The sequence below is a fragment of the Azospirillum sp. VT-I1 genome (genome assembly GCF_055698305.1).
This window is the reverse complement of sequence record NZ_CP168806.1, coordinates 381,476-400,261: the sequence shown is the minus strand read 5'-3', so window position 1 is coordinate 400,261 and position 18,786 is coordinate 381,476. Positions and strand designations below refer to the sequence as shown.

The window sequence follows — 18,786 nt, the reverse complement described above, 5'->3', positions numbered from 1 at the left end:
GCTCAGCTCCGGTCGTCGTCTGCGGCGGGGACCGGCCGCGAGACCACATAGGTGCCGGCCGCCACCATGACCAGCCCGACGCCGCCGAGCACCAGATAGCCCGGCGATGACAGGGCGAGGACGGTGAAGCCGGACGACATGCCGGCGACGGCGAAGACCTTGGCCTTGACCGGGATGGCGCCGCGGTCCTGCCAGTTCCGCACGGCATGGCCGAAACGCGGATCGTTGCGCAGGCGCTCGCGCAGGGCGGGATTGCTGCGGGCGTAGGCCCAGCCGGCCACCAGCAGGAACGGGACGGTGGGCAGCACCGGCAGCACGGCGCCGGCCGTGGCGAGACCGACCGCCGAATGGCCGATCAGCAGCCAGAGCCACCGCCGGCCGGGCTGCGTGCCGGTATTGTCTCCCTCTCCCGCCCCGGGAGAGGGAAGGGGCCCATGCGGAGCATGGGAAGGGTGAGGGGTGGCGCAAGGATTCATGCGGTTCGGGATGCTTGGATCACCCCTCACCCTCCCCACTTCGTGGGTCCCCTCCCTCTCCCGGGGCGGGAGAGGGCGTTCATCGCCGGCTGCGACGCCCTTGCCCTCACCACGATCCTCACCGTCGTCCGCCACCTGACCACCCATGATTGGAAGCCGGCGGGAATCGTAGCATGGCCGTGCATCGGCGCTCCAGGGCATCGAGATAGGGGCTTACCCAGCCTTGCGGAGCGCCCCCGGCGCGCCGGCGTTGGCGGTCGCCTCCAGGCTGTAGAGCTTCGCCAGCAGCTGCGGCGCCGGGCGGTCGGCGGCCGGGACGGCAAGCGCCGACGCCGCGGTCTCGGTGGCGGGCGACCTGCGCCGCAGGGCCTCCGCCAGCGCCTGGGGGGAGGGCAGGGCGGGGTCGGCACCGTCGCCGGACCCGGCGTTCATCCAGGGCAGCGCCCCCGCCGCCTTGCCGTCCGCCAGGGCGGTGGCGGGGACGGCGTCATCCTCCAGCAGGCTGCCGATATGGCCCAGCACGGTATCGCCGGTGACCTCCTCGAACGCCACCATGGCGGCGCTGCCGATCAGGCCGGGCAGGCCGCCGAACAGGAAGCCGCCGGCCAGCCGGGCGGGGATCGAGATGCTCTCCCCCGTCGCCTCGCGGTAGACCGACGACACCACCGGCAACTGCTGCAGCGGGTTGACCACGTCGATCAGGTCGTCGAAACCCACGTCCATCTTGTCGGCCAGCGTTTGCTGCGGCTCGGCGGCAGGCTTGCGCTGTGCCGTGGGCGGGGTGACGGCCTGGGCGGCCAGCCTCCTGTCGGCGGGCGGGGTGTTGACGCTCATGCTTGGTCTCCGATGGCGGTGAGCAGCGCGTGCAGGCGCGCGAAACTGTCGGCGGATGGCGAGGGGTCGTCCTTGCCCTGGCGCAGGAATTCCTCCAGCCGCGGGTGCAGGTCGATGGCGGCGTCGGTCTCCGGATCGGTGCCGCGCTTGTAGGCGCCGAGCCGGATCATCTCCTTCATGCCGTCATAGGTGGCGGCCAGCGCGCGGACGCGGCCGACGATGCGGTTCTCCCGCGCGTCATGGCAGCCGGGCAGGGTGCGCGACACGCTGCGCAGCAGGTTGACGGCGGGATAGCGCCCCTGCTCGGCGATCCTGCGGTCGAGCACCAGATGCCCGTCCAGGATGCCGCGCACCGCGTCGGCGATGGGCTCGTCATGGTCGTCGCCGTCGACCAGGACGGTGAAGATCGCGGTGATGTCGCCCTCTCCGCTGCCCTCCGGGCCGGGGCCGGCGCGCTCCAGCAGGCGGGGCAGCTCGGCGAAGACGCTGGGCGGATAGCTCTTGGCGGTGGGCGGCTCGCCCGCGGCCAGCCCGATCTCCCGCTGGGCCATGGCGAAGCGGGTGACGCTGTCCATCAGGCAGAGGACGTGCTTGCCCTGATCCCGCATCTCCTCCGCCACCGTCATGCAGAGCAGGGCGGCCTGCCGGCGCATCAGCGGCGGCTCGTCCGAGGTGGCGACGATGACGACGGAGCGCGCCAGCCCCTCCGGTCCCAGATCGTCCTGGATGAACTCGCGCACCTCGCGCCCGCGCTCGCCGATCAGGCCGATGACGATGGCGTCGGCCTCCGCATGGCGGGCGACCATCGCCAGCAGGGTCGATTTGCCGACGCCGGACCCGGCGAAGACGCCCAGCCGCTGGCCGCGGCAAAGCGGCACGAAGCTGTCGATCACCCGGATGCCGCTGTCCAGCCGCCGCCCCACCCGGCGCCGGGCGCAGGCGGCCGGCGGCGGCTGGCGCAGGGACCGCGGGTGCTCGCCATTCACCAGCGGCCCCTTGCCGTCGATGGGCTCGCCCAGCGCATTCACCACCCGGCCGAGCCAGCCGGGGCCGGGGCGCAGCGTGAAGGCGGTGTCGTCGGTGACGGCGGCGCAGCCTTCCGCCACGCCGTCGAGATTGTCGAAGGCCATCAGCAGCGAGCGGCCGTTGCGGAAGCCGACGGTCTCGCACAGCACGCGGCCGCCGCGCAGGGTTTCCGCATGGCATTTGTCGCCGACCGACAGCACGCGCTGCAGCCCGTCAACCTCCAGCGTCATGCCGGCGGCGGAGCGGATTTCCCCGCGCCAGTGGCGCGTCGGCAGCCGTTCGAGTTCCGCCGCCAGTGTGGCGAGTGCCGGCATCGGCGCAGTCTCCATCATGTCCGTCGATGGAGGCAGCCTAGAGGAGGGAATTTAAATCCGGTTTTAAACGGGCGGGTTCATCGTCCGGCCATGTGTTCCGGAGAGATGTGATGGAACGAGGTCGCAATGGATTTAGGTAAAATCGGTTTCTTTCAGCTTGCCGGCACGCGCATGGACTATCTGGCGCAGCGGCAGAAGCTGGTCGCCGAGAATGTCGTGAACGCCAACACGCCCGACTACCAGGCGCGCGACCTGAAATCCTTCGACAGCGTGATGGAGGGGATCCGGCCGGTGGAGACCGCCCGCACCTCCGGCCTGCATCTGGCGAGCGCCCGCTCGACCGCCGGCTTCCGCGAGGCGGGCAAGGCGGCCCTGTGGGAAACGACGCCCAGCGGCAACGCGGTGTCGCTGGAGCAGGAAATGATCAAGGGCAGCGAGACCCGCGACGCCTTCGCGCTGACCACCAGCCTGTTCCAGCGCAATGTGCAGATGCTGCGCATGGCCTGGAGAAATGGCTAGGGGAGAAATGGCTGACGGTATTCAAGACGGAGACGAGTGATGATGAACGATGTCCTCGGCACCACGCTGAAGATCGCCGGCGCCGGCCTGCAGGCGCAATCGACCCGGCTGCGGGTGGTGGCCGAAAACCTCGCCAACGCCGATTCCACCGCCACCGCCAAGGGCGGCGATCCCTATCGCCGCAAGACGGTGTCCTTCGACAGCGTGATGGACCGCGGGGTGGGGGCGGAGCTGGTCAAGGTCAAGCAGATCGGCCGCGACCGTAGCGACTTCCAGCTCGCCTACGATCCCTCGCATCCGGCGGCGGACGACAAGGGCTATGTCAAGAAGCCCAACGTCCAGCCCCTGATCGAGATGATGGACATGCGCGAGGCCGGCCGCGCCTTCGAGGCCAGCATGAACGTCATCGAACAGTCGCGCGCGATGATGACCCGCGTCGTCGACCTGCTGCGTAGCTGAGGAACCGTTCCATGATCGAGATGTCCGTCGGCCGCGTCGCCGCCGCCTACGCCGCCAACCGCAGCCCCTTCGTCGCCGGCCTCGCCGAGACCCAGGCGGCGACTTCGCCATTGTCCTCCACCGGTCAGGCCGACGCGGTGGCCGCCAGTGCGGAAAGCGATTTCGGCGGCTTCCTCGACAAGTCGATCTCGCAGGCGGTCGAAACGCTGAAGGAGAGCGAGCGCGTCTCGTTGGCCGCCGTGTCGGGCAAGGCCAGCGCGCAGGACGTCGTTCGCTCGGTCCTCGCCGCGGAGATGACGGTGCAGAGCGTCGTCGCCATCCGCGACAAGATGGTGCAGGCGTATCAGGAGATCATGCGGATCGCGGTTTGAGCGGGGCGCTCGGGTTCGGATACGGAATGCCCCCTCCCTAACCCTGCCCCGCTCACGCGGGAGAGGGAACTCCGCCGCTCTTGCACTTGGTCCCCTCTCCCGCGATCGGACCGGCCTTTGGCCGGCCGAGGGCGGGGAGGGTTAGGGAGGGGGCATCGAAGCCGACACCTCTCCCCACGAACGAAGGATCTCCCCATGAACCAGGCCGACGTGCTGGAGGTGTTGCGCAGCGGCATCTGGACGACCTTGCTGATCGCCGCGCCGCCGCTGATCGTGGCGGTGGTGGTGGGTGTTGCGATCTCGCTGGTGCAGGCGCTGACCCAGGTGCAGGAGATGACGCTGACCTTCGTGCCGAAGATCGTCGCGATCCTGGTGGTGACGGTGCTGGCGCTGCCCTTCATGTATGGCGCGCTCGCCACCTACGCCGACCGGCTGAGCGACCTGATCGTCGCCATCGACTGATGCCGTGGCGATGCGGCGCCCCCTGTTGCGAGCGGTCATCCCCTTCTCGGGCTGCTCGTAAGTCCGGCCGGCGGTGCGGCGGCGCCGCCGGCCAACAACTCGCAGATCGGCGTGTGGAGCACGGCGCTCTATGCCGCGCCCAAACCCCTTCCCCAACCATCCCCCCGACCTCGCGCAAGGCCCTGCCGCCGGAGGCGCAGTGCATCGCCGCCATCCTGGACGCGGAGAAGGCGGCCGGCATCGACGACCATCTGCTGCTGGCGATGGGCTTCACCGAATCCGGGCGGCGGACGGAGGATCGGCTGTTCACCGCCTGGCCCTGGACGGTCAACACCGAAGGGCGATCCCACTATTTCCCGACGCGCGACGATGCCATCGCCTTCGTGCGGGCGACGCAGGCGCGCGGCGTGCAGTCCATCGACGTCGGCTGCCTGCAGGTCAACCTGCGCTGGCACCCCGACGCCTTCCCCGATCTGGTCACCGCCTTCGATCCGGTCGCCAACGCCCGCTATGCCGCCTCCTTCCTGTCGGCGCTGCGGCGCGACCACGGCTCGCTGGAGACCGCCATCGCCCGCTACCACTCGTCCCAGTCCGAACGCGGGGAAGCCTATCGCCAGCGGGTGACCGGCAACCTGCGCTGGGTCGCCGGGGCTCTCGGCTATCTGGAGACGCTGGCGGCGGGGCCGGGCGGGGGTGCCGCCACCTTCACCCCGGCGGAGCGCGGCCGGCTGAGCTTCCTGTCCGGCTTGTTCGCCGACGGCCCGGCCCGGCCGCTGCTGCCGACGCAGTGACCGTCGCTCCGCCCGCGGCCGTTTAAATCCCGGTTTTACCGCGCCGCCCTATCGTTGGCGGAACGCCCCTCCTCCACAAACCTGTCGGGACCTCCATGACCCTCACGGATCACGTCCGCAGCCGGTTCGGCCTGATCGGCGACATCGGCCTGGCGAACCGCGACGTGTTGTTCGCGGTCGGCATCCTGCTGGTGCTGGCGGTGCTGTTCCTGCCGGTGCCGTCCTGGTTCCTCGACCTCGGGCTGGCGCTGTCCTTCTCGGTCGCGGTGCTGGTGCTGATGGTGTCCCTGTGGATCCCGCGGCCGCTGGACTTCTCCTCCTTTCCCACCGTTCTGCTGGTGGTGACAATGCTGCGGCTGGCGCTGAACATCGCGTCCACCCGCCTGATCCTCAGCGAAGGGCACAACGGCCACGCCGCCGCCGGCCACGTCATCCAGGGCTTCAGCCAGTTCGTGATGGGCGGCAACTTCGTCATCGGCGTGGTGATCTTCTGCATCCTGGTGGTGATCAACTTCGTGGTCATCACCAAGGGCGCCACCCGCATCGCCGAGGTCGGGGCGCGCTTCACGCTGGACGCCATTCCCGGCAAGCAGATGGCGATCGACGCCGACCTGTCCGCCGGCATGATCGACGAGGCGGAGGCGCGCCGCCGCCGCAAGGAGCTGGAGGACGAGAGCACTTTCTACGGCGCCATGGACGGCGCCTCGAAGTTCGTGCGCGGCGACGCGGTGGCCGGTCTGGTCATCACCGTCATCAACGTTCTCGGCGGCATGGCCATCGGCATCGCCCAGAAGGGGATGAGCTTCGAGCACGCCGCCGCCATCTACACCACGCTGACGGTGGGCGACGGTCTGGCGACCCAGATTCCGGCGCTGGTGGTGTCGCTGGCCGCCGGACTCTTGGTGACCAAGGGCGGCAACATCGGTTCCGCCGAAAAGGCGGTGATCGACCAGTTGGGCGCCTATCCCAAGGCGCTGATGGTGGCGTCCGGCCTGCTGGCGGCGCTGGCGGTGATGCCGGGCCTGCCGATGGCGCCCTTCCTCGTCATGGGGGTGGCCTTCGCGGCGCTCGGCTGGTACGCGCCGCGCCGCAAGGCCCGCGCGGCGGCGCTCGCCAAGCTGGAGGAAAGCCGCAAGGCGCCGCCCGCCGCGCCGGAAGAGGCGGTGGAGGACATGCTGAAGGTCGATGAGGTGAAGGTGGAGGTCGGCAACCACCTCGTCCCGCTGATCCTCAACAAGAACGGTCCGCTGACCACCAAGGTGAAGACGCTGCGCAAGCGCTTCGCCACCGAGTTCGGCTTCGTCCTGCCGTCGGTGCGCATCAAGGATTCCAGCTTCCTCCCGCCCAAGAGCTACGTCATCAGCATCATGGGGGTGGAGGCCGCGAAGGGGGAGGTGCGGCCCAAGCACCTGCTGGCCATCGACCCCACCGGCGGCGCCGTGCCCGACATCGCCGGCGATCCGACGCGCGAGCCGACCTTCGGCCTGCAGGCCAAGTGGATCGACCCCTCCCGCCATGAGGAGGCGGTGGCGAAGGGCTACACAGTCGTCGATCCGGAAAGCGTCATCACCACCCATCTGACCGAGGTCATCAAGGACAACCTGTCCACCCTGCTGACCTTCGCCGCCCTGCAGAAGCTGATCGACGGTCTGGGGCGCGAATACCAGAAACTGATCAACGACATGGTGCCCAGCCAGATCTCGCTGGTCGTGCTCCAACGCGTGCTGCAGCAGCTGCTGTCGGAGCGGGTGTCGATCCGCAACCTGCCGGCCATCGTCGAGGCGGTGGCGGAGGCCGTCGGCTGGACCCGCCATATCACCCTCATCACCGAACATGTGCGGATGCGGCTGGGCCAGCAGATCCACCAGGGTTTGGCCGGGCCGGACGGCTTCGTGTCGGTGATCGCGCTCAGCCCGCGCTGGGAACAGGCGCTGCTCGACAACATCGTGGTGGAGGGCGACGACCGCCGCTTCGTCATGCCGCCCAGCCAGGTGCAGGAGTTCCTGACCGCGGTGCGGCTGAAGATCCAGAAGCACGCGACCTCGCAGGTCTGGCCCGCCCTGCTGGTGGGGGCGGAGGTGCGGCCCTTCGTGCGGTCGCTGCTGGAGCGCGTCAGCCCGATGACTCCGGTGCTGAGCCATGCCGAGCTGCACCGCAAGGCGTCGCTCAAGACCATCGATCAGGTGTAGGCGCGGATGGACGCCCTGAGCCAGTTCCTCACCCTGGAGATCTACCGCGGCCTGATCGTGCTGGCGCGGGTGGCGGCAGCCATCGGGCTGCTGCCGGGCTTCGGCGAGGCGGCGGTGCCGATGCGGATCCGGGCGGCGCTGGCGATCATCGTCACGCTGGTGCTGCTGCCGGGGGTGGACGGGCTGCCCGACCGCATGCCGGACCAGCCGGTGGAGATGCTGCGCGCCCTGGCGGGGGAATCGCTGGTCGGTGCCTATCTGGGGCTCGGCGCCCGGCTGTTCATGGCGGCGCTGCAGACCACCGGCGCCCTGGTGGCACAGGTGGTGGGGCTGAGCAACCCCTTCTCCATGGAGGCGGCGGGGTTCGAGGGCGGGTCGGTGCTGTCCGGCGTGCTGCTGATCGGCGGGCTGGCGCTGCTGTTCGCATCGGACGTGCATTACCTGATGATCGGCGCGCTGGCGCGGTCCTACGGCTCCTGGCCGGCGGGGGTGTTCCCGGACCTCGGCATGGTCGCCCAGCGCTTCGCCGAGCTGTTGGCGGCCACCTTCCGGCTGGGAGTGGGGCTGGCCGCGCCCTTCATCCTCTACGGGCTGGTGATGAATGTGGCGCTGGGGCTGGTCAACCGGGTGATGCCGGCGATGCCCGTCTATTTCGTCGCGACGCCGGGCGTGCTGATGGTGGGCATGGGCCTGTTCATGGCGACCGCCGGCGCGATGCTGACCGCCTTCGTCGCCGCGCTCGGCGGCTGGCTGTCGGGGTCCTAGGCGATGGCGGAGCAGGACGACGAGCAGAAGACAGAGGAACCGACAGAGAAGCGCCTGCGCGAGGCGGCGGAGAAGGGCGACGTCCCCCGCGCCCGCGACGTCGGCCTGCTGTCGGCCATGGTCGCCGCCTGGATGATCGTGCTGATGGCCGCACCCGGCGTCTCGTCGCAGCTGTCGGCCCTGCTTCTGCCGCTGATCGAGAATCCCGACGACATCCGCATCGACGGCAGCGCCATCGACGTCATCCACAGCCTGCATTGGCTGATCGTCGGCGCCGCGGTGGCCCTGCTGCCGGTGCTGGGCATCCTGCTGGGCGGGGTGGTGTTGTCGGCGCTGGGGCAGGGGCCCTTCCTGGTGGCGTCGGACCGCATCCGGCCGAAATGGTCGCACCTGTCGCCGGCGTCGGGCTGGAAGCGGATGGCCGGCCGGCCGGCGCTGGTCGAATTCGTCAAGAGCCTGGTCAAGCTCGCCATCATCAGTTTCGCGGCCTGGCACGCGCTGGCGCCCTACATCGCATGGACGGAGGATACTGTGGGCATGGACGTCGCCGGATTGCCCACCCTGCTGCGGGACGTGACCTTGCGGCTGCTGCTGGCGGTCCTGCTGGCGACCGTCCTGATGGCGGCGGTGGACGTGCTGTGGAACCGCCTGGAATGGCGCCGCCGCCTGCGCATGAGCCACCAGGAGATCAAGGACGAATTCAAGCAGATCGAGGGCGATCCCCACGCCAAGGCCCGCCTGCGCGACATCCGCCGCTCGCGCTCCAAGAAGCGGATGATGGCGAACGTCCCGCGCGCGACGGTGGTCATCACCAACCCCACCCATTTCGCCGTGGCCCTGGAATATGAGCGCGGCCGCACCGCCGCCCCGATCTGCCTCGCCAAGGGTGCCGACCTGATCGCGCTGCGCATCCGCGCGCTGGCGCAGGAACACGGCATCCCCATCGTCGAGAACCCGCCGCTGGCCCGTGCCCTCCACGCCTCGGCAGAGGTGGATGCGACCATCCCGCTCCAGCACTATCAGGCGGTGGCGGAGGTCATCACCTATGTGCTGAAGCTGAAGGGCGGTCTGGCGCGGCGGGGGTGAGGGAAGCTGTAAGGCCACCCCCTTGCCATCCCGCCGGTCCCGTGCCAGGAACGGAGGTGCCAGTCCGTGACGTGAAGGGGACCCCCGATGCCGCCGCTTTCCGCCAAGCCCGCCGCCAAAGCCGCAGCGCCCAAGTCCGCCGCCGGATCGCTGGCCGGCTTCTGCCCTTGGGCGGGAGAGGAAGGGGTGCGGGTCTATCTGCGGCCGGTCGGGCTGATGCCCATCGCCGCCTGGGCCAAGGGGGCCGCGGTGCCGCTGGCCGGCGGGCGCTTCGCCTTTTCCACCGCCGAACTGATCGTGCGTGACCAAGGCTCGCGCATCGACCGCGCCTTCGCGCTGCTGTCCGAGATCATGGCCTGGGGTTGGGAGCGGTCGCGGGCGGTGGCGGAGGCGCTGGACCGCCAGCTCGGCGCGCTGACCCGGGCGCGGGCGCCCTTCGCCGGGCTGGCGCTCGACCGGCCGCTCATCATGGGCATCGTCAACGTCACGCCGGACAGCTTCTCCGACGGCGGCGACTTCCTCGACCCTGCCGCAGCCATCGCCCATGGCGAGGCGATGCTGGCCGCCGGCGCCGACATCCTGGACATCGGCGGCGAATCCACCCGCCCCGGCGCCGCCCCGGTCCCACCGGAGGAGGAGGAGCGGCGCGTCCTGCCGGTGATCCGCCATTTCGCCGGCAAGGGGGCGGCCGTGTCGGTCGACACCCGCCATGCCCTGGTGATGGAGTCCGCCGCCGCGGCCGGCGCCCGCATCGTCAACGACATCGCCGGCCTGTCCGATCCGGACGCGCTACCGGTGGTGGCGCGCACCGCGACGCCGGTGGTGGTGATGCACATGCAGGGCGAGCCCGGCACCATGCAGGCCAACCCGACATACCGCGACGCCGCGCTGGACGTGTTCGACTGGCTGGAGGAGCGGATCGCCCGCTGCGCCGCGGCCGGCGTGCCTCCGGAGCGGATCGCCGTCGATCCCGGCATCGGCTTCGGCAAGAGGACGGAGCACAATCTGGAGATCCTGCGCCACACCACGCTGTACCATGCGCTGGGCTGTGCGGTGCTGATCGGGCTGTCGCGCAAGGGCTTCATCGGCCGCCTGTCGCGCGAGGAGCCGCCGAAGGAGCGGCTGCCCGGCTCGCTCGCCGCCGGGCTGGAGACGCTGAACCAGGGCGCGCAGATCCTGCGCGTCCACGACGTGGCGGAAACGGCGCAGGCCCGCGCCCTTTGGGAGGCGCTGCACCCCGGACAATCCCGGCTGTAACCCTTTCGCGCAGCCGCCGAAGGGACCTTGACCCGGCCGGGCTGCCGCGCGAAGAAACATCCTTCGCTTGTCATTCCCGGCGCCCGACCCGACATGCGGGGCGTGGAGACGGTTCCTGCACGAGGTTTTCATGACGCGACACCTGTTCGGCACCGACGGCATCCGTGGCACCGCCAATATCGACCCGATGACCGCCGAAACGGCCCTGCGCGTGGCGATGGCGACCGCGCTGCAGTTCCGCCGCGGCGACCACCGGCACCGGGTGGTGATCGGCAAGGACACCCGCCTGTCCGGCTATCTGCTGGAACCGGCGCTGACCGCCGGCTTCATCTCCATGGGGATGGACGTGGTGCTGGTCGGGCCGCTGCCGACCCCGGCGGTCGCCATGCTGACCCGCTCGCTCCGTGCCGACATGGGCGTCGTGATCTCCGCCTCGCACAACCCCTATCAGGACAACGGCATCAAGCTGTTCGGCCCCGACGGCTACAAGCTGTCGGACGAGGTCGAGGCCGCCATCGAGCGGCGCATGGCGCTGCCCTTCGCCCCCGACCTCGCCGGGCCGGCCGATCTCGGCCGCGCCAGCCGGATGGAGGACGCCACCGGCCGCTACATCGAATATGTGAAGAACACCTTCCCGCGCGGCCTGCGGCTGGACGGGCTGAAGATCGTCGTCGATTGCGCCAACGGCGCCGCCTACAAGGTCGCGCCCAAGGTGCTGTACGAGCTGGGGGCCGACGTGATCCCGGTCGGCGTCAGCCCCGACGGCACCAACATCAACAAGGGCTGCGGCGCCACCGCCACCCAGACCCTGCAGGAGCAGGTGGTCGCCCACGGCGCCCATCTGGGCATCGCGCTGGACGGCGACGCCGACCGCCTGATCATGGTGGACGAGGCCGGGCGTCCCATCGACGGCGACCAGCTGATGAGCCTGATCGCCACCTCCTGGGCGCGGTCGCAGACCCTGCGCGGCGGCGGCGTGGTCGCCACCGTCATGTCCAACCTGGGGATGGAGCGCCATCTCGGCGGGCTCGGCCTGCATCTGGCGCGCACGCCGGTCGGCGACCGCTATGTCGTCGAGATGATGCGCGAGCGCGGCTACAATGTCGGCGGCGAGCAGTCGGGGCATGTCGTGCTGTCCGACTATTCCACCACCGGCGACGGGCTGATCGCGGCGCTGCAGGTGCTGGCGGTGCTGATCCAGGCCGAAGGCCGGTCGGCCAGCGAGGTCTGCCGCGTCTTCGATCCGGTGCCGCAGAAACTGACCAACGTCCGTTTCGCCGCCGGGACCAAGCCGCTGGAGGATGCCGTCGTCCAGCAGGCGATCAAGGACGGCGAGGCGCGGCTGGCATCCAGCGGCCGCATCCTGATCCGCAAGTCCGGCACCGAGCCGGTCATCCGCGTGATGGCGGAGGGCGACGACGAGACGCTGGTCCATGGCGTCGTCGGTGACATCGCCGACGCCATCCGCGCCAGCGCCGCCCGCAGCCTGGAGGCAGCGCAATGACCGGCAGCCCGGAAAAGACCGGCACGGTGAAAGGCCGGGTCCTGATCGTCGCCGGGTCGGATTCCGGCGGCGGCGCCGGTATCCAGGCCGACATCAAGGCGGTCAGCGCGCTCGGCGCCTATGGGATGACCGCCATCGCCGCGCTGACGGCGCAGAACACCACCGGCGTCTACGGCGTGGTGCCGGTCGATCCGGCCTTCGTCGCCCTGCAGATGAAGGTGGTGCTGGAGGACATCGGTGCCGACGCGGTGAAGATCGGCATGCTCGCCAACGCCCCCGTCATCGAGGCGGTGGCGGCGGAGTATGAGGCCCGCGCGGTCAATGTGCCGCTGGTGCTCGATCCTGTGATGATTGCCAAGAGCGGCCACCATCTGCTCGATCCCGACGCGGTGGTGACGCTGCGCAAGCGCCTGCTGCCGCTGGCCGAGGTGGTGACGCCCAACCTGCCGGAAGCCGAGGCGCTGACCGACTTGCCGATCCGCGACCTGGACGACATGCGCCGCGCGGCGGAACTGATGCTGAGCTTCGGCCCGAAATCGGTGCTGCTGAAGGGCGGGCACCTGGAGGACGACAGCCTCTACGACCTGCTGCTGACGGAGGAGGGCGAGACGGTGTTCGAGGGCCGGCGCGTCCACACGCCCCACACCCACGGCACCGGCTGCACCCTGTCGTCGGCGATTGCCGCGGGGCTGGCGCAGGGGCTCGGCACGCGCGACGCGGTGGCGCGGGCGCGGCGGTATGTGGAGACGGCGATTTTGAGTGCGCCGGGGCTGGGCCACGGGCATGGGCCGCTGAACCACCTGCACACGGTGCGGGAGTTTCAGTGAGGGTGGCGGGAGGACTCGGCGGAGAGCAAGCTCAACGGAATCAGCGGACTGTTTTCCCGTGAGCCTGCATCCTGCTCTCGGGCTTGTTGTAGCCGATCCACCCCCGCGCCCCGCCTTATGACGCGTGGCGATCTCCGAATCGCTGTTCGAATTCATCCGAGTTCAGGTCATCAACTGCTTTCCATGCCCCACCGACAGCGGAATCCCGTGCCGCTTCGGCGACGTTTGCCATTTGATGGATCTGTTTCAACGCGCGCAATCGACCGACTGCCGCGCGTGTATCCTCATAGCCGCGGCTTATCAGAAAGCCGGATTTCTCACTATTGAAGCTCAGGAGATCCGACACCGGGTCATCCCGGTTTATTGGCATCTGAAGTGCGATCTCGATGATTTCGGTGTTTGGAAATTTCCGGCGGTCCCATAGAGTGGCTTCGCTCAGGTGGGAGACGATAAGGTGTGTACACCCGGCATCAACAAGCGGGGTTGCCGGCGTATTGCCCTGGCAACTCGCCCCCCACCGATCCCGCCATCCACATACATCCGGTCGCCCACCCGTTGGGGGCCAAACAGTAGCGGTATCGCGGCAGATGCCAGAATGGCTTGAATGCGCCTGTCAGGGGCCAGACTCTGGATATCCAGAAACTCCGACTCCGCGGTGGACAGATCAAGCACTTTGGCGATCCCTGCGAGGGCATCGGCAAGGATCCCGTTGGAGCGGAAGACAGAAACATAGAACGGACGTCCTTTGGACACCGCGTCCTGATCAAGAACCTCGTGCAGGATTTTCCTGATCGGACTGTCGCTCAACAGGGAAATCTCGCTTTGGATCGCGACAAAGGCGAGTCCAAGCAAGCGAGGATTTAAAGGCAGGGAGTCCTTCAACGCCCTGAGAACCGGCAGTTGGATGCCGGTCGCCAGCAGAAGCTGAAAGAGGCCGGGCACATTGGGATGCAGCGGCGACTGGCTGCCCAGGGTTTCCCACAGTTCCGTCAGCGTATCTGCCGCCCGCCGCAACGAAGGGGCGGATGCCACGACGGACCCGTTCAGCGCGCCGATGCTGGCACCCGCCACCATGTCGATGCCGATTTGCAAGTCGTCGAGGGCCCTGACCACGCCGGCATGATAGGCGCCCAACGCCCCACCGCCCGACAGCACCAAGCCGATGCGCGGTCTGGAAGCACGTTCATTTCCAGCTGCAGCCGTCATCATGATTGCGTCTCCTGCGCATCCTGGTTGGAACCGGACGCACTTGACCGCCATTGGGGCCGCGTCAACGCTTCCTCGTTCATCCGCATGGCGACCTGTTCGCTGGTCAGAAGGCGCGGCAAGTGTATCGGGAATTCGGTTCCCGACGAGAAGCGGGCCGCCGTCCAAACCAATGGCTCCTCCTCCACTCGCGCCCAATCTCCAACACAGGCGATTGCTTGCAGCAGATCGGGGGCGGCGGCGTGATCCTGGACAGACAGCCAAGCATGAACTGAGATTACCCGGTCACGGTCACGGCCTCCCATACCCAAGGCAGCGCGGGAGATGCGGCGGGCTTCCTCGATGGCGATGCGGCGCAGGCCGTCCGCCCGTTCGGGATGCGCACGGCAATAGTGACCGAAATCCCCCCAGTACAGCTGGTCGAAGACGATGAAGATCTGCGTCAGCAAAGGAACGTGATTGAAACGCCCGGCTTCCCACGCCGCCATCACCAATGTCCGCTGATCGTCGGCGCGGTCCTTGAAATCCAGACGGCGCACCTCCTGCGTCAGATCGGCCATCCTGGCGGCGATGTCCTGGCGGGCGCGATCCAAGGCCACCAATGCGGTGCGGGTCTGCCCCAGCTTTTCCGTCAGACGCTCGACGGTTTCGCCGAGGGCGGACACCGCGAGATCGCTGCGCGATTGCCGAAGGGTAAGGTCGGTCAGCCATCCCACCGCAGCTTCCAGCCCGTCGACCAAGTGGCCGTTGATCTGCTGCTGTCGGGTCGCTCCCGTACCGGTGATTGCGGCCCAGCAGCGCGACAGTAGATCAGAATGCTCGGCCTGATAGGTGGTTTTCTGGCGAGCGACCAGCAACCCGTTCGCACAATCTGTCAGCATCTTGTCGGTCAGATGCGGACAATAGGCGGAAACCTCGGGCGCTATCGCCGACGAGCCGAGGTCGTTAAGGTCAGGTGCGCTCATTGGATTTCCTGTTCGAGGGCAGTCAGGAAGTTGGCTAGGGCGATCGTTTCAAACTTCAGAATTTTTTGTGTTGACAGGAGTTCCAGGATTTCTTGCTGGACCCCCCGTTGCTTGCGCTTGTCGGCCTTGGATGCCAGAAGATCGCCTCGAATTTTTTCGATTTTGGAACGCATGTCGTCGAAGAACTTTTTCTGCTTTTCCTCGATTTCGTCAGAAATATATTTGTTCATCGTGGAATTGACGGATTCTATATATTCCTCAAGATAAGATCTTGATTTTTCGACAAGAACATTGAGATTAACTGGATAGTACGATTTCTTAACGTTATCGTACCCCCAGTCATCTTGGAAAAGAATGGTTCCAAAGAACCTTTTCACAGAACCGAATCCGCTTTGGGCGACTTTCAGGGTTTCTTTTTTCTCAACTATTGCGACATCAATTTTTTTCACGGACTTTGTGCTGACATCAATTTTTCTGATATCGATCAGGGACAGTCGAATCTCTTCATAACCCGCATGATGCAGGCGGCTGCGGATCTCGTCGAACAGCGGCGTTGCACGATTCCGAATCAGGTCGCCGATCTCGGCAATGTACCGCTCCTTGGCCTGATCGACTTGATCGACAAACTCTGCACGCGCAGCAATTATCGTCTTTTCCACCTCTTCGCGAACATCCCGTATCAAGGCCAAGGCATCGTCGCGGTTGGAGAAATTGATTATACCTTGCCCGGCAAAGGTACCGCGCGACATGCGGTCGTTGATTTTGGTGCGGCTGGATCGATAGGCGCGGTCGGAGCCGACGAAAGTTGACATAAAATCAAAAAGAATAGTTATGGGACTGGAGCGTATATTCTCCTCGGCATCGCGCTGACGCTCGGCCTCTGCCCGCTCTTCCGCGGAAAATATCTCCTTGATCTGGTTGCTCAGACCAAGGCAGCTTTCACTGAAAAGTTGTGCGCAGGATTTCTTCAGCTTGAGCATTCCGGCTGCTAGCGCCTCGTTGCTCTCCTGCTCCAGAACCATGATGGTTTGGATATCGCCTTCCAGCCCATCGATATCGGCTTGCAGTTCGGTCGCATCCTTTTTCAATCCGGTGCTGCGGGCATCGATGAAACCAGCGACCTCCTCGCCATTATGCTCCAGCTTCCTCGCGGCCGAGCGCAGGCTGTTGAACGCAGCAAACTGATGGCCATGGCGGATCACTTTGTCCAGCGGCGCCTGGAAGCCGGATTTCCGGAAAAGACTGGCTGCCTGGTTCCGCACCTCATCGTGATCGGCCAGATCGGCCTCTTCCCAGCTCGCACCAAACGCCATTGTGGCGAAATCCTCGATCCAGGGCTGTTCATCCAGATTGAATTCCTGGAAATCCATGCTCCTGATCACGCGGTTGGCCAGAAACGCGCGCTGGGATGACACAAGAAAGATCTGATCGGGCGACAGTGTGACCCGGCGCTCGCCCGCATCGCTGCTCAGACGTTGGGCCAATTGCGCCCTCAACTCCTCGACGGTCACTGTATCGTTACGGGTCTTCTGATCGTATTTGTTGACGATGACATAGACCCTGCTCGGATCCTGCGATCCGCCCAACACCTGCGCCAATTCTTGACGAATATTCGCGTCGGCCTCGGAATTGAGCTGCGTGAAATCCATCACCACCAAGATGGCGGAGCTTTGCTTGAGCTGTCTTCGCAGATTCTCGGTCAACGCTTCCGAATGACCAGCCTCGTTGGGGCCGGGGGTGTCGAGAAGGGTGAATTGCCCCTTTCCCCCTTCCGCTGGCAGATGGCAGAACTCGACTTCAATGACAGGAAATTCATGCACCTCGTCATATTCATCATATGGGAAAGGCAGATCGGCGATCCGTGCCAGCCTTACCAGATCGTTGACATGGCGCAACAATGATGCAATTGCCTCGCTTCCTTCCGCCATCCGGTCCATGGCGGCAAAGGTTCCGTTGCGGATTTCCTCCACCAATCGCCGCCCGTCGGGAGCGGCGACAAAATCGGCGTAATCACGGGAGGACGGCGGGGTGGTCAAACGGACCGATAGCTCTCCGATGAGTAAATTCAAAGGCTCCGGGTTCTGGAAGATCAGGCGCGGCACCTTCCTGCCCGGAGTGTGACGGATCATGGTGGGCAGTGCCGTCATCGGATGGCTGCGGGCGGGCACGATATCGGCACCGACGATGGCGTTGATGGTGGTCGACTTTCCGGCCTTCATCGTGCCGATGACCGCCACGACCATCTCAAGGTTTCGAACCTTGGTCGATTCGCCCTTCAGTTCCTCGAGGCGCCTGAGGGCGCTGGTGGTCGTGAAAGTCTGGCGAGGGTCGTTGTTCAGAAGATCGCCTTGCACAATTTCTTTGATGATTTTTTGGTGAACATCGAGGAGACGGATGGCCTCGTCATGCAGAAACTCAATATTCATCCCGTGCATTTTATCCCCCAGCGAAAATCTCAAACCGGTATCCACCCCCCGATCCGCAGCGAGGCGCAACCAGAGAGGCATCATATCTCAGAAATCTCAATTGGCACGCCATACTTAATGCCGTCGACGTCGTAAGTCGACACATGATCGAGTTTGTCGCACATCGACGATATCATGATTTCGAACTACTCTGCGGCTTGAACCCCGTCACTTCGAGTATGGGAAGACGTCACCGTCAGGGTTGCGCAGATGAATCCGGGCGTCAGACAATCGCAGGCTGGCAGTTGCCGAAGGCGGTTCGGCCTCATGCACGGGCTTTGGGAGAGCCAAACGACAGTCGCACTCTCAGCCATGGAGATGAAAAGCGGGAGGGGGCATCCACGACGCTCCCCTCCCCCACATCTCACTTGCTGTAGTCGTAGAACCCGCGGCCGGTCTTGCGGCCGAGGTAGCCGGCGTCGACCATTTCCTTCAGCAGCGGGGCCGGGCGGTACTTCGGGTCGTTGAAGCCTTCATAGAAGACCTCCATCACCGACAGCATGGTATCCAGACCGATCAGGTCGGCCAGCGCCAACGGGCCGATCGGGTGGTTGCAGCCGGCCTTCATGCCGGCGTCGATGTCCTCGGCGGTGGCGATGCCTTCCTGCAGTGCGAAGATCGCCTCGTTGATCATCGGGCAGAGGATGCGGTTGACGGCGAAGCCGGGGCTGTTCTTGGCGGTGATCGGCGACTTGCCGACGCGCTTGGCGAACGCCATCGCCTTGGCATGCGTGTCGTCGCTGGTCTGGATGCCGCGGATGATCTCCAGCAGCGCCATCAGCGGCACCGGGTTGAAGAAATGCAGGCCGATGAAGCGGTCCGGACGGTCGGTGGCCGTCGCCAGCTTGGTGATGGAGATCGAGGAGGTGTTGGTGGCGACCAGCGCTTCCGGCTTCAGGGTCGCGCAAAGCTCCTTCAGGATCTTGACCTTCAGATCCTCGTTCTCGGTCGCGGCCTCGATCACCAGATCGCAGGACGCCAGCTTCGACTTGTCGGTGGTGGCGGTGATGCGCGCCAGGGCCGCCTCGCGGTCGGCGGCGGTCATCTTCTCCTTCTTGACCAGACGGTCCAGGCTGCCGCCGACGGTCGACAGGCCGCGCTGCACCGCTTCCTCGGAAATGTCGGTCATCACCACCGTCAGGCCGGCGACGGCGCAGACCTGGGCGATGCCGTTGCCCATCTGTCCGGCGCCGATGACGCCGATGGTCTCGATTCCCATGCTCTCGGCCATTGTTCCTTGTCCCTATTGGTTGGCATTGCGTTGGTTCGC

General features: G+C 66.4%; 19 protein-coding genes. 11 read left to right on the top strand and 8 right to left on the bottom strand.

What is annotated here, in order from left to right:
- Positions 1–2 precede the first annotated feature (2 nt).
- The 3 genes from AB8P05_RS30325 to fliI form a co-directional block, all read right to left on the bottom strand.
- Entirely contained in the window at positions 3–317 is a 315-nt protein-coding gene (locus tag AB8P05_RS30325) for a YbaN family protein (protein WP_472761699.1), read from the bottom strand.
- A gap of 372 nt (positions 318–689) precedes the next feature.
- The gene (locus tag AB8P05_RS30320; protein ID WP_472761698.1) at positions 690–1,310 is read right to left on the bottom strand and encodes a hypothetical protein; all 621 of its coding nucleotides are present in this window, start codon (positions 1,308–1,310) and stop codon (positions 690–692) included.
- Entirely contained in the window at positions 1,307–2,650 is a 1,344-nt protein-coding gene (gene fliI / locus AB8P05_RS30315) for a flagellar protein export ATPase FliI (RefSeq protein ID WP_472761697.1), read from the bottom strand. Before fliI ends, AB8P05_RS30320 begins: the two co-directional genes overlap by 4 nt.
- 126 nt (positions 2,651–2,776) lie before the next feature.
- Between fliI and AB8P05_RS30310 the strand changes: the two genes are divergently transcribed.
- The 11 genes from AB8P05_RS30310 (at position 2,777) to thiD (ending at position 12,880) form a co-directional block, all read left to right on the top strand.
- Complete coding sequence (locus AB8P05_RS30310) at positions 2,777–3,169, top strand: flagellar biosynthesis protein FlgG (RefSeq protein ID WP_455176044.1); 393 nt, start codon at positions 2,777–2,779, stop codon at positions 3,167–3,169.
- Between the two features lie 39 nt (positions 3,170–3,208).
- Entirely contained in the window at positions 3,209–3,628 is a 420-nt protein-coding gene (flgC, locus tag AB8P05_RS30305; protein WP_455176045.1) for a flagellar basal body rod protein FlgC, read from the top strand.
- A gap of 11 nt (positions 3,629–3,639) precedes the next feature.
- The gene (gene fliE / locus AB8P05_RS30300; RefSeq protein WP_455176046.1) at positions 3,640–3,999 is read left to right on the top strand and encodes a flagellar hook-basal body complex protein FliE; all 360 of its coding nucleotides are present in this window, start codon (positions 3,640–3,642) and stop codon (positions 3,997–3,999) included.
- 195 nt (positions 4,000–4,194) lie between these two features.
- On the top strand, positions 4,195–4,461 hold the full coding sequence (fliQ, locus tag AB8P05_RS30295) for a flagellar biosynthesis protein FliQ (RefSeq protein ID WP_472761696.1): 267 nt from the start codon (positions 4,195–4,197) through the stop codon (positions 4,459–4,461).
- A 113-nt stretch (positions 4,462–4,574) separates the two neighbouring features.
- A complete protein-coding gene (locus AB8P05_RS30290; protein ID WP_472761695.1) occupies positions 4,575–5,252 on the top strand; it encodes a lysozyme family protein in 678 nt (225 codons plus the stop codon).
- Between the two features lie 95 nt (positions 5,253–5,347).
- Complete coding sequence (gene flhA / locus AB8P05_RS30285; protein ID WP_472761694.1) at positions 5,348–7,441, top strand: flagellar biosynthesis protein FlhA; 2,094 nt, start codon at positions 5,348–5,350, stop codon at positions 7,439–7,441.
- Between the two features lie 6 nt (positions 7,442–7,447).
- Complete coding sequence (locus AB8P05_RS30280) at positions 7,448–8,206, top strand: flagellar biosynthetic protein FliR (RefSeq protein ID WP_472761693.1); 759 nt, start codon at positions 7,448–7,450, stop codon at positions 8,204–8,206.
- Positions 8,207–8,209: 3 nt separating this feature from the next.
- Complete coding sequence (gene flhB, locus AB8P05_RS30275; RefSeq protein ID WP_472761692.1) at positions 8,210–9,292, top strand: flagellar biosynthesis protein FlhB; 1,083 nt, start codon at positions 8,210–8,212, stop codon at positions 9,290–9,292.
- A gap of 87 nt (positions 9,293–9,379) precedes the next feature.
- Complete coding sequence (gene folP, locus AB8P05_RS30270; protein WP_472761691.1) at positions 9,380–10,549, top strand: dihydropteroate synthase; 1,170 nt, start codon at positions 9,380–9,382, stop codon at positions 10,547–10,549.
- Between the two features lie 130 nt (positions 10,550–10,679).
- Positions 10,680–12,053, top strand: coding sequence for a phosphoglucosamine mutase (gene glmM / locus AB8P05_RS30265; protein ID WP_455176053.1), 1,374 nt, complete (start codon positions 10,680–10,682; stop codon positions 12,051–12,053).
- A complete protein-coding gene (gene thiD / locus AB8P05_RS30260; RefSeq protein WP_472761690.1) occupies positions 12,050–12,880 on the top strand; it encodes a bifunctional hydroxymethylpyrimidine kinase/phosphomethylpyrimidine kinase in 831 nt (276 codons plus the stop codon). The genes glmM and thiD overlap by 4 nt, the downstream gene beginning before the upstream one ends.
- A 115-nt stretch (positions 12,881–12,995) precedes the next feature.
- Here thiD and AB8P05_RS30255 read toward each other — a convergent pair whose 3' ends face one another.
- The 5 genes from AB8P05_RS30255 to AB8P05_RS30235 form a co-directional block, all read right to left on the bottom strand.
- Positions 12,996–13,226 (bottom strand): hypothetical protein, encoded by a 231-nt coding sequence (locus AB8P05_RS30255; RefSeq protein ID WP_472761689.1) that lies wholly within the window; start codon positions 13,224–13,226, stop codon positions 12,996–12,998.
- Positions 13,227–13,315: 89 nt separating this feature from the next.
- Entirely contained in the window at positions 13,316–14,089 is a 774-nt protein-coding gene (locus AB8P05_RS30250; protein WP_472761688.1) for a patatin-like phospholipase family protein, read from the bottom strand.
- Positions 14,086–15,051, bottom strand: coding sequence for a diguanylate cyclase regulator RdcB family protein (locus AB8P05_RS30245; protein WP_472761687.1), 966 nt, complete (start codon positions 15,049–15,051; stop codon positions 14,086–14,088). Before AB8P05_RS30245 ends, AB8P05_RS30250 begins: the two co-directional genes overlap by 4 nt.
- Positions 15,048–17,561 carry a dynamin family protein gene (locus AB8P05_RS30240; RefSeq protein ID WP_472761686.1) on the bottom strand — a complete coding sequence of 838 codons (2,514 nt, stop codon included), beginning with the start codon at positions 17,559–17,561 and terminating at the stop codon, positions 15,048–15,050. Before AB8P05_RS30240 ends, AB8P05_RS30245 begins: the two co-directional genes overlap by 4 nt.
- A 319-nt stretch (positions 17,562–17,880) precedes the next feature.
- Positions 17,881–18,747, bottom strand: coding sequence for a 3-hydroxybutyryl-CoA dehydrogenase (locus AB8P05_RS30235; RefSeq protein WP_176581515.1), 867 nt, complete (start codon positions 18,745–18,747; stop codon positions 17,881–17,883).
- Positions 18,748–18,786: the final 39 nt, after the last annotated feature.

Bases quoted from the DNA above. Each gene is read 5' to 3' on its own strand.
- AB8P05_RS30320 (WP_472761698.1), bottom strand. From the start codon at position 1,310: ATGAGCGTCAACACCCCGCCCGCCGACAGGAGGCTGGCCGCCCAGGCC.
- fliI (WP_472761697.1), bottom strand. From the start codon at position 2,650: ATGCCGGCACTCGCCACACTGGCGGCGGAACTCGAACGGCTGCCGACG.
- AB8P05_RS30310 (WP_455176044.1), top strand. From the start codon at position 2,777: ATGGATTTAGGTAAAATCGGTTTCTTTCAGCTTGCCGGCACGCGCATG.
- flgC (WP_455176045.1), top strand. From the start codon at position 3,209: ATGATGAACGATGTCCTCGGCACCACGCTGAAGATCGCCGGCGCCGGC.
- fliE (WP_455176046.1), top strand. From the start codon at position 3,640: ATGATCGAGATGTCCGTCGGCCGCGTCGCCGCCGCCTACGCCGCCAAC.
- fliQ (WP_472761696.1), top strand. From the start codon at position 4,195: ATGAACCAGGCCGACGTGCTGGAGGTGTTGCGCAGCGGCATCTGGACG.
- flhA (WP_472761694.1), top strand. From the start codon at position 5,348: ATGACCCTCACGGATCACGTCCGCAGCCGGTTCGGCCTGATCGGCGAC.
- AB8P05_RS30280 (WP_472761693.1), top strand. From the start codon at position 7,448: ATGGACGCCCTGAGCCAGTTCCTCACCCTGGAGATCTACCGCGGCCTG.
- flhB (WP_472761692.1), top strand. From the start codon at position 8,210: ATGGCGGAGCAGGACGACGAGCAGAAGACAGAGGAACCGACAGAGAAG.
- folP (WP_472761691.1), top strand. From the start codon at position 9,380: ATGCCGCCGCTTTCCGCCAAGCCCGCCGCCAAAGCCGCAGCGCCCAAG.
- glmM (WP_455176053.1), top strand. From the start codon at position 10,680: ATGACGCGACACCTGTTCGGCACCGACGGCATCCGTGGCACCGCCAAT.
- thiD (WP_472761690.1), top strand. From the start codon at position 12,050: ATGACCGGCAGCCCGGAAAAGACCGGCACGGTGAAAGGCCGGGTCCTG.
- AB8P05_RS30250 (WP_472761688.1), bottom strand. From the start codon at position 14,089: ATGATGACGGCTGCAGCTGGAAATGAACGTGCTTCCAGACCGCGCATC.
- AB8P05_RS30245 (WP_472761687.1), bottom strand. From the start codon at position 15,051: ATGAGCGCACCTGACCTTAACGACCTCGGCTCGTCGGCGATAGCGCCC.
- AB8P05_RS30240 (WP_472761686.1), bottom strand. From the start codon at position 17,561: ATGATGCCTCTCTGGTTGCGCCTCGCTGCGGATCGGGGGGTGGATACC.
- AB8P05_RS30235 (WP_176581515.1), bottom strand. From the start codon at position 18,747: ATGGCCGAGAGCATGGGAATCGAGACCATCGGCGTCATCGGCGCCGGA.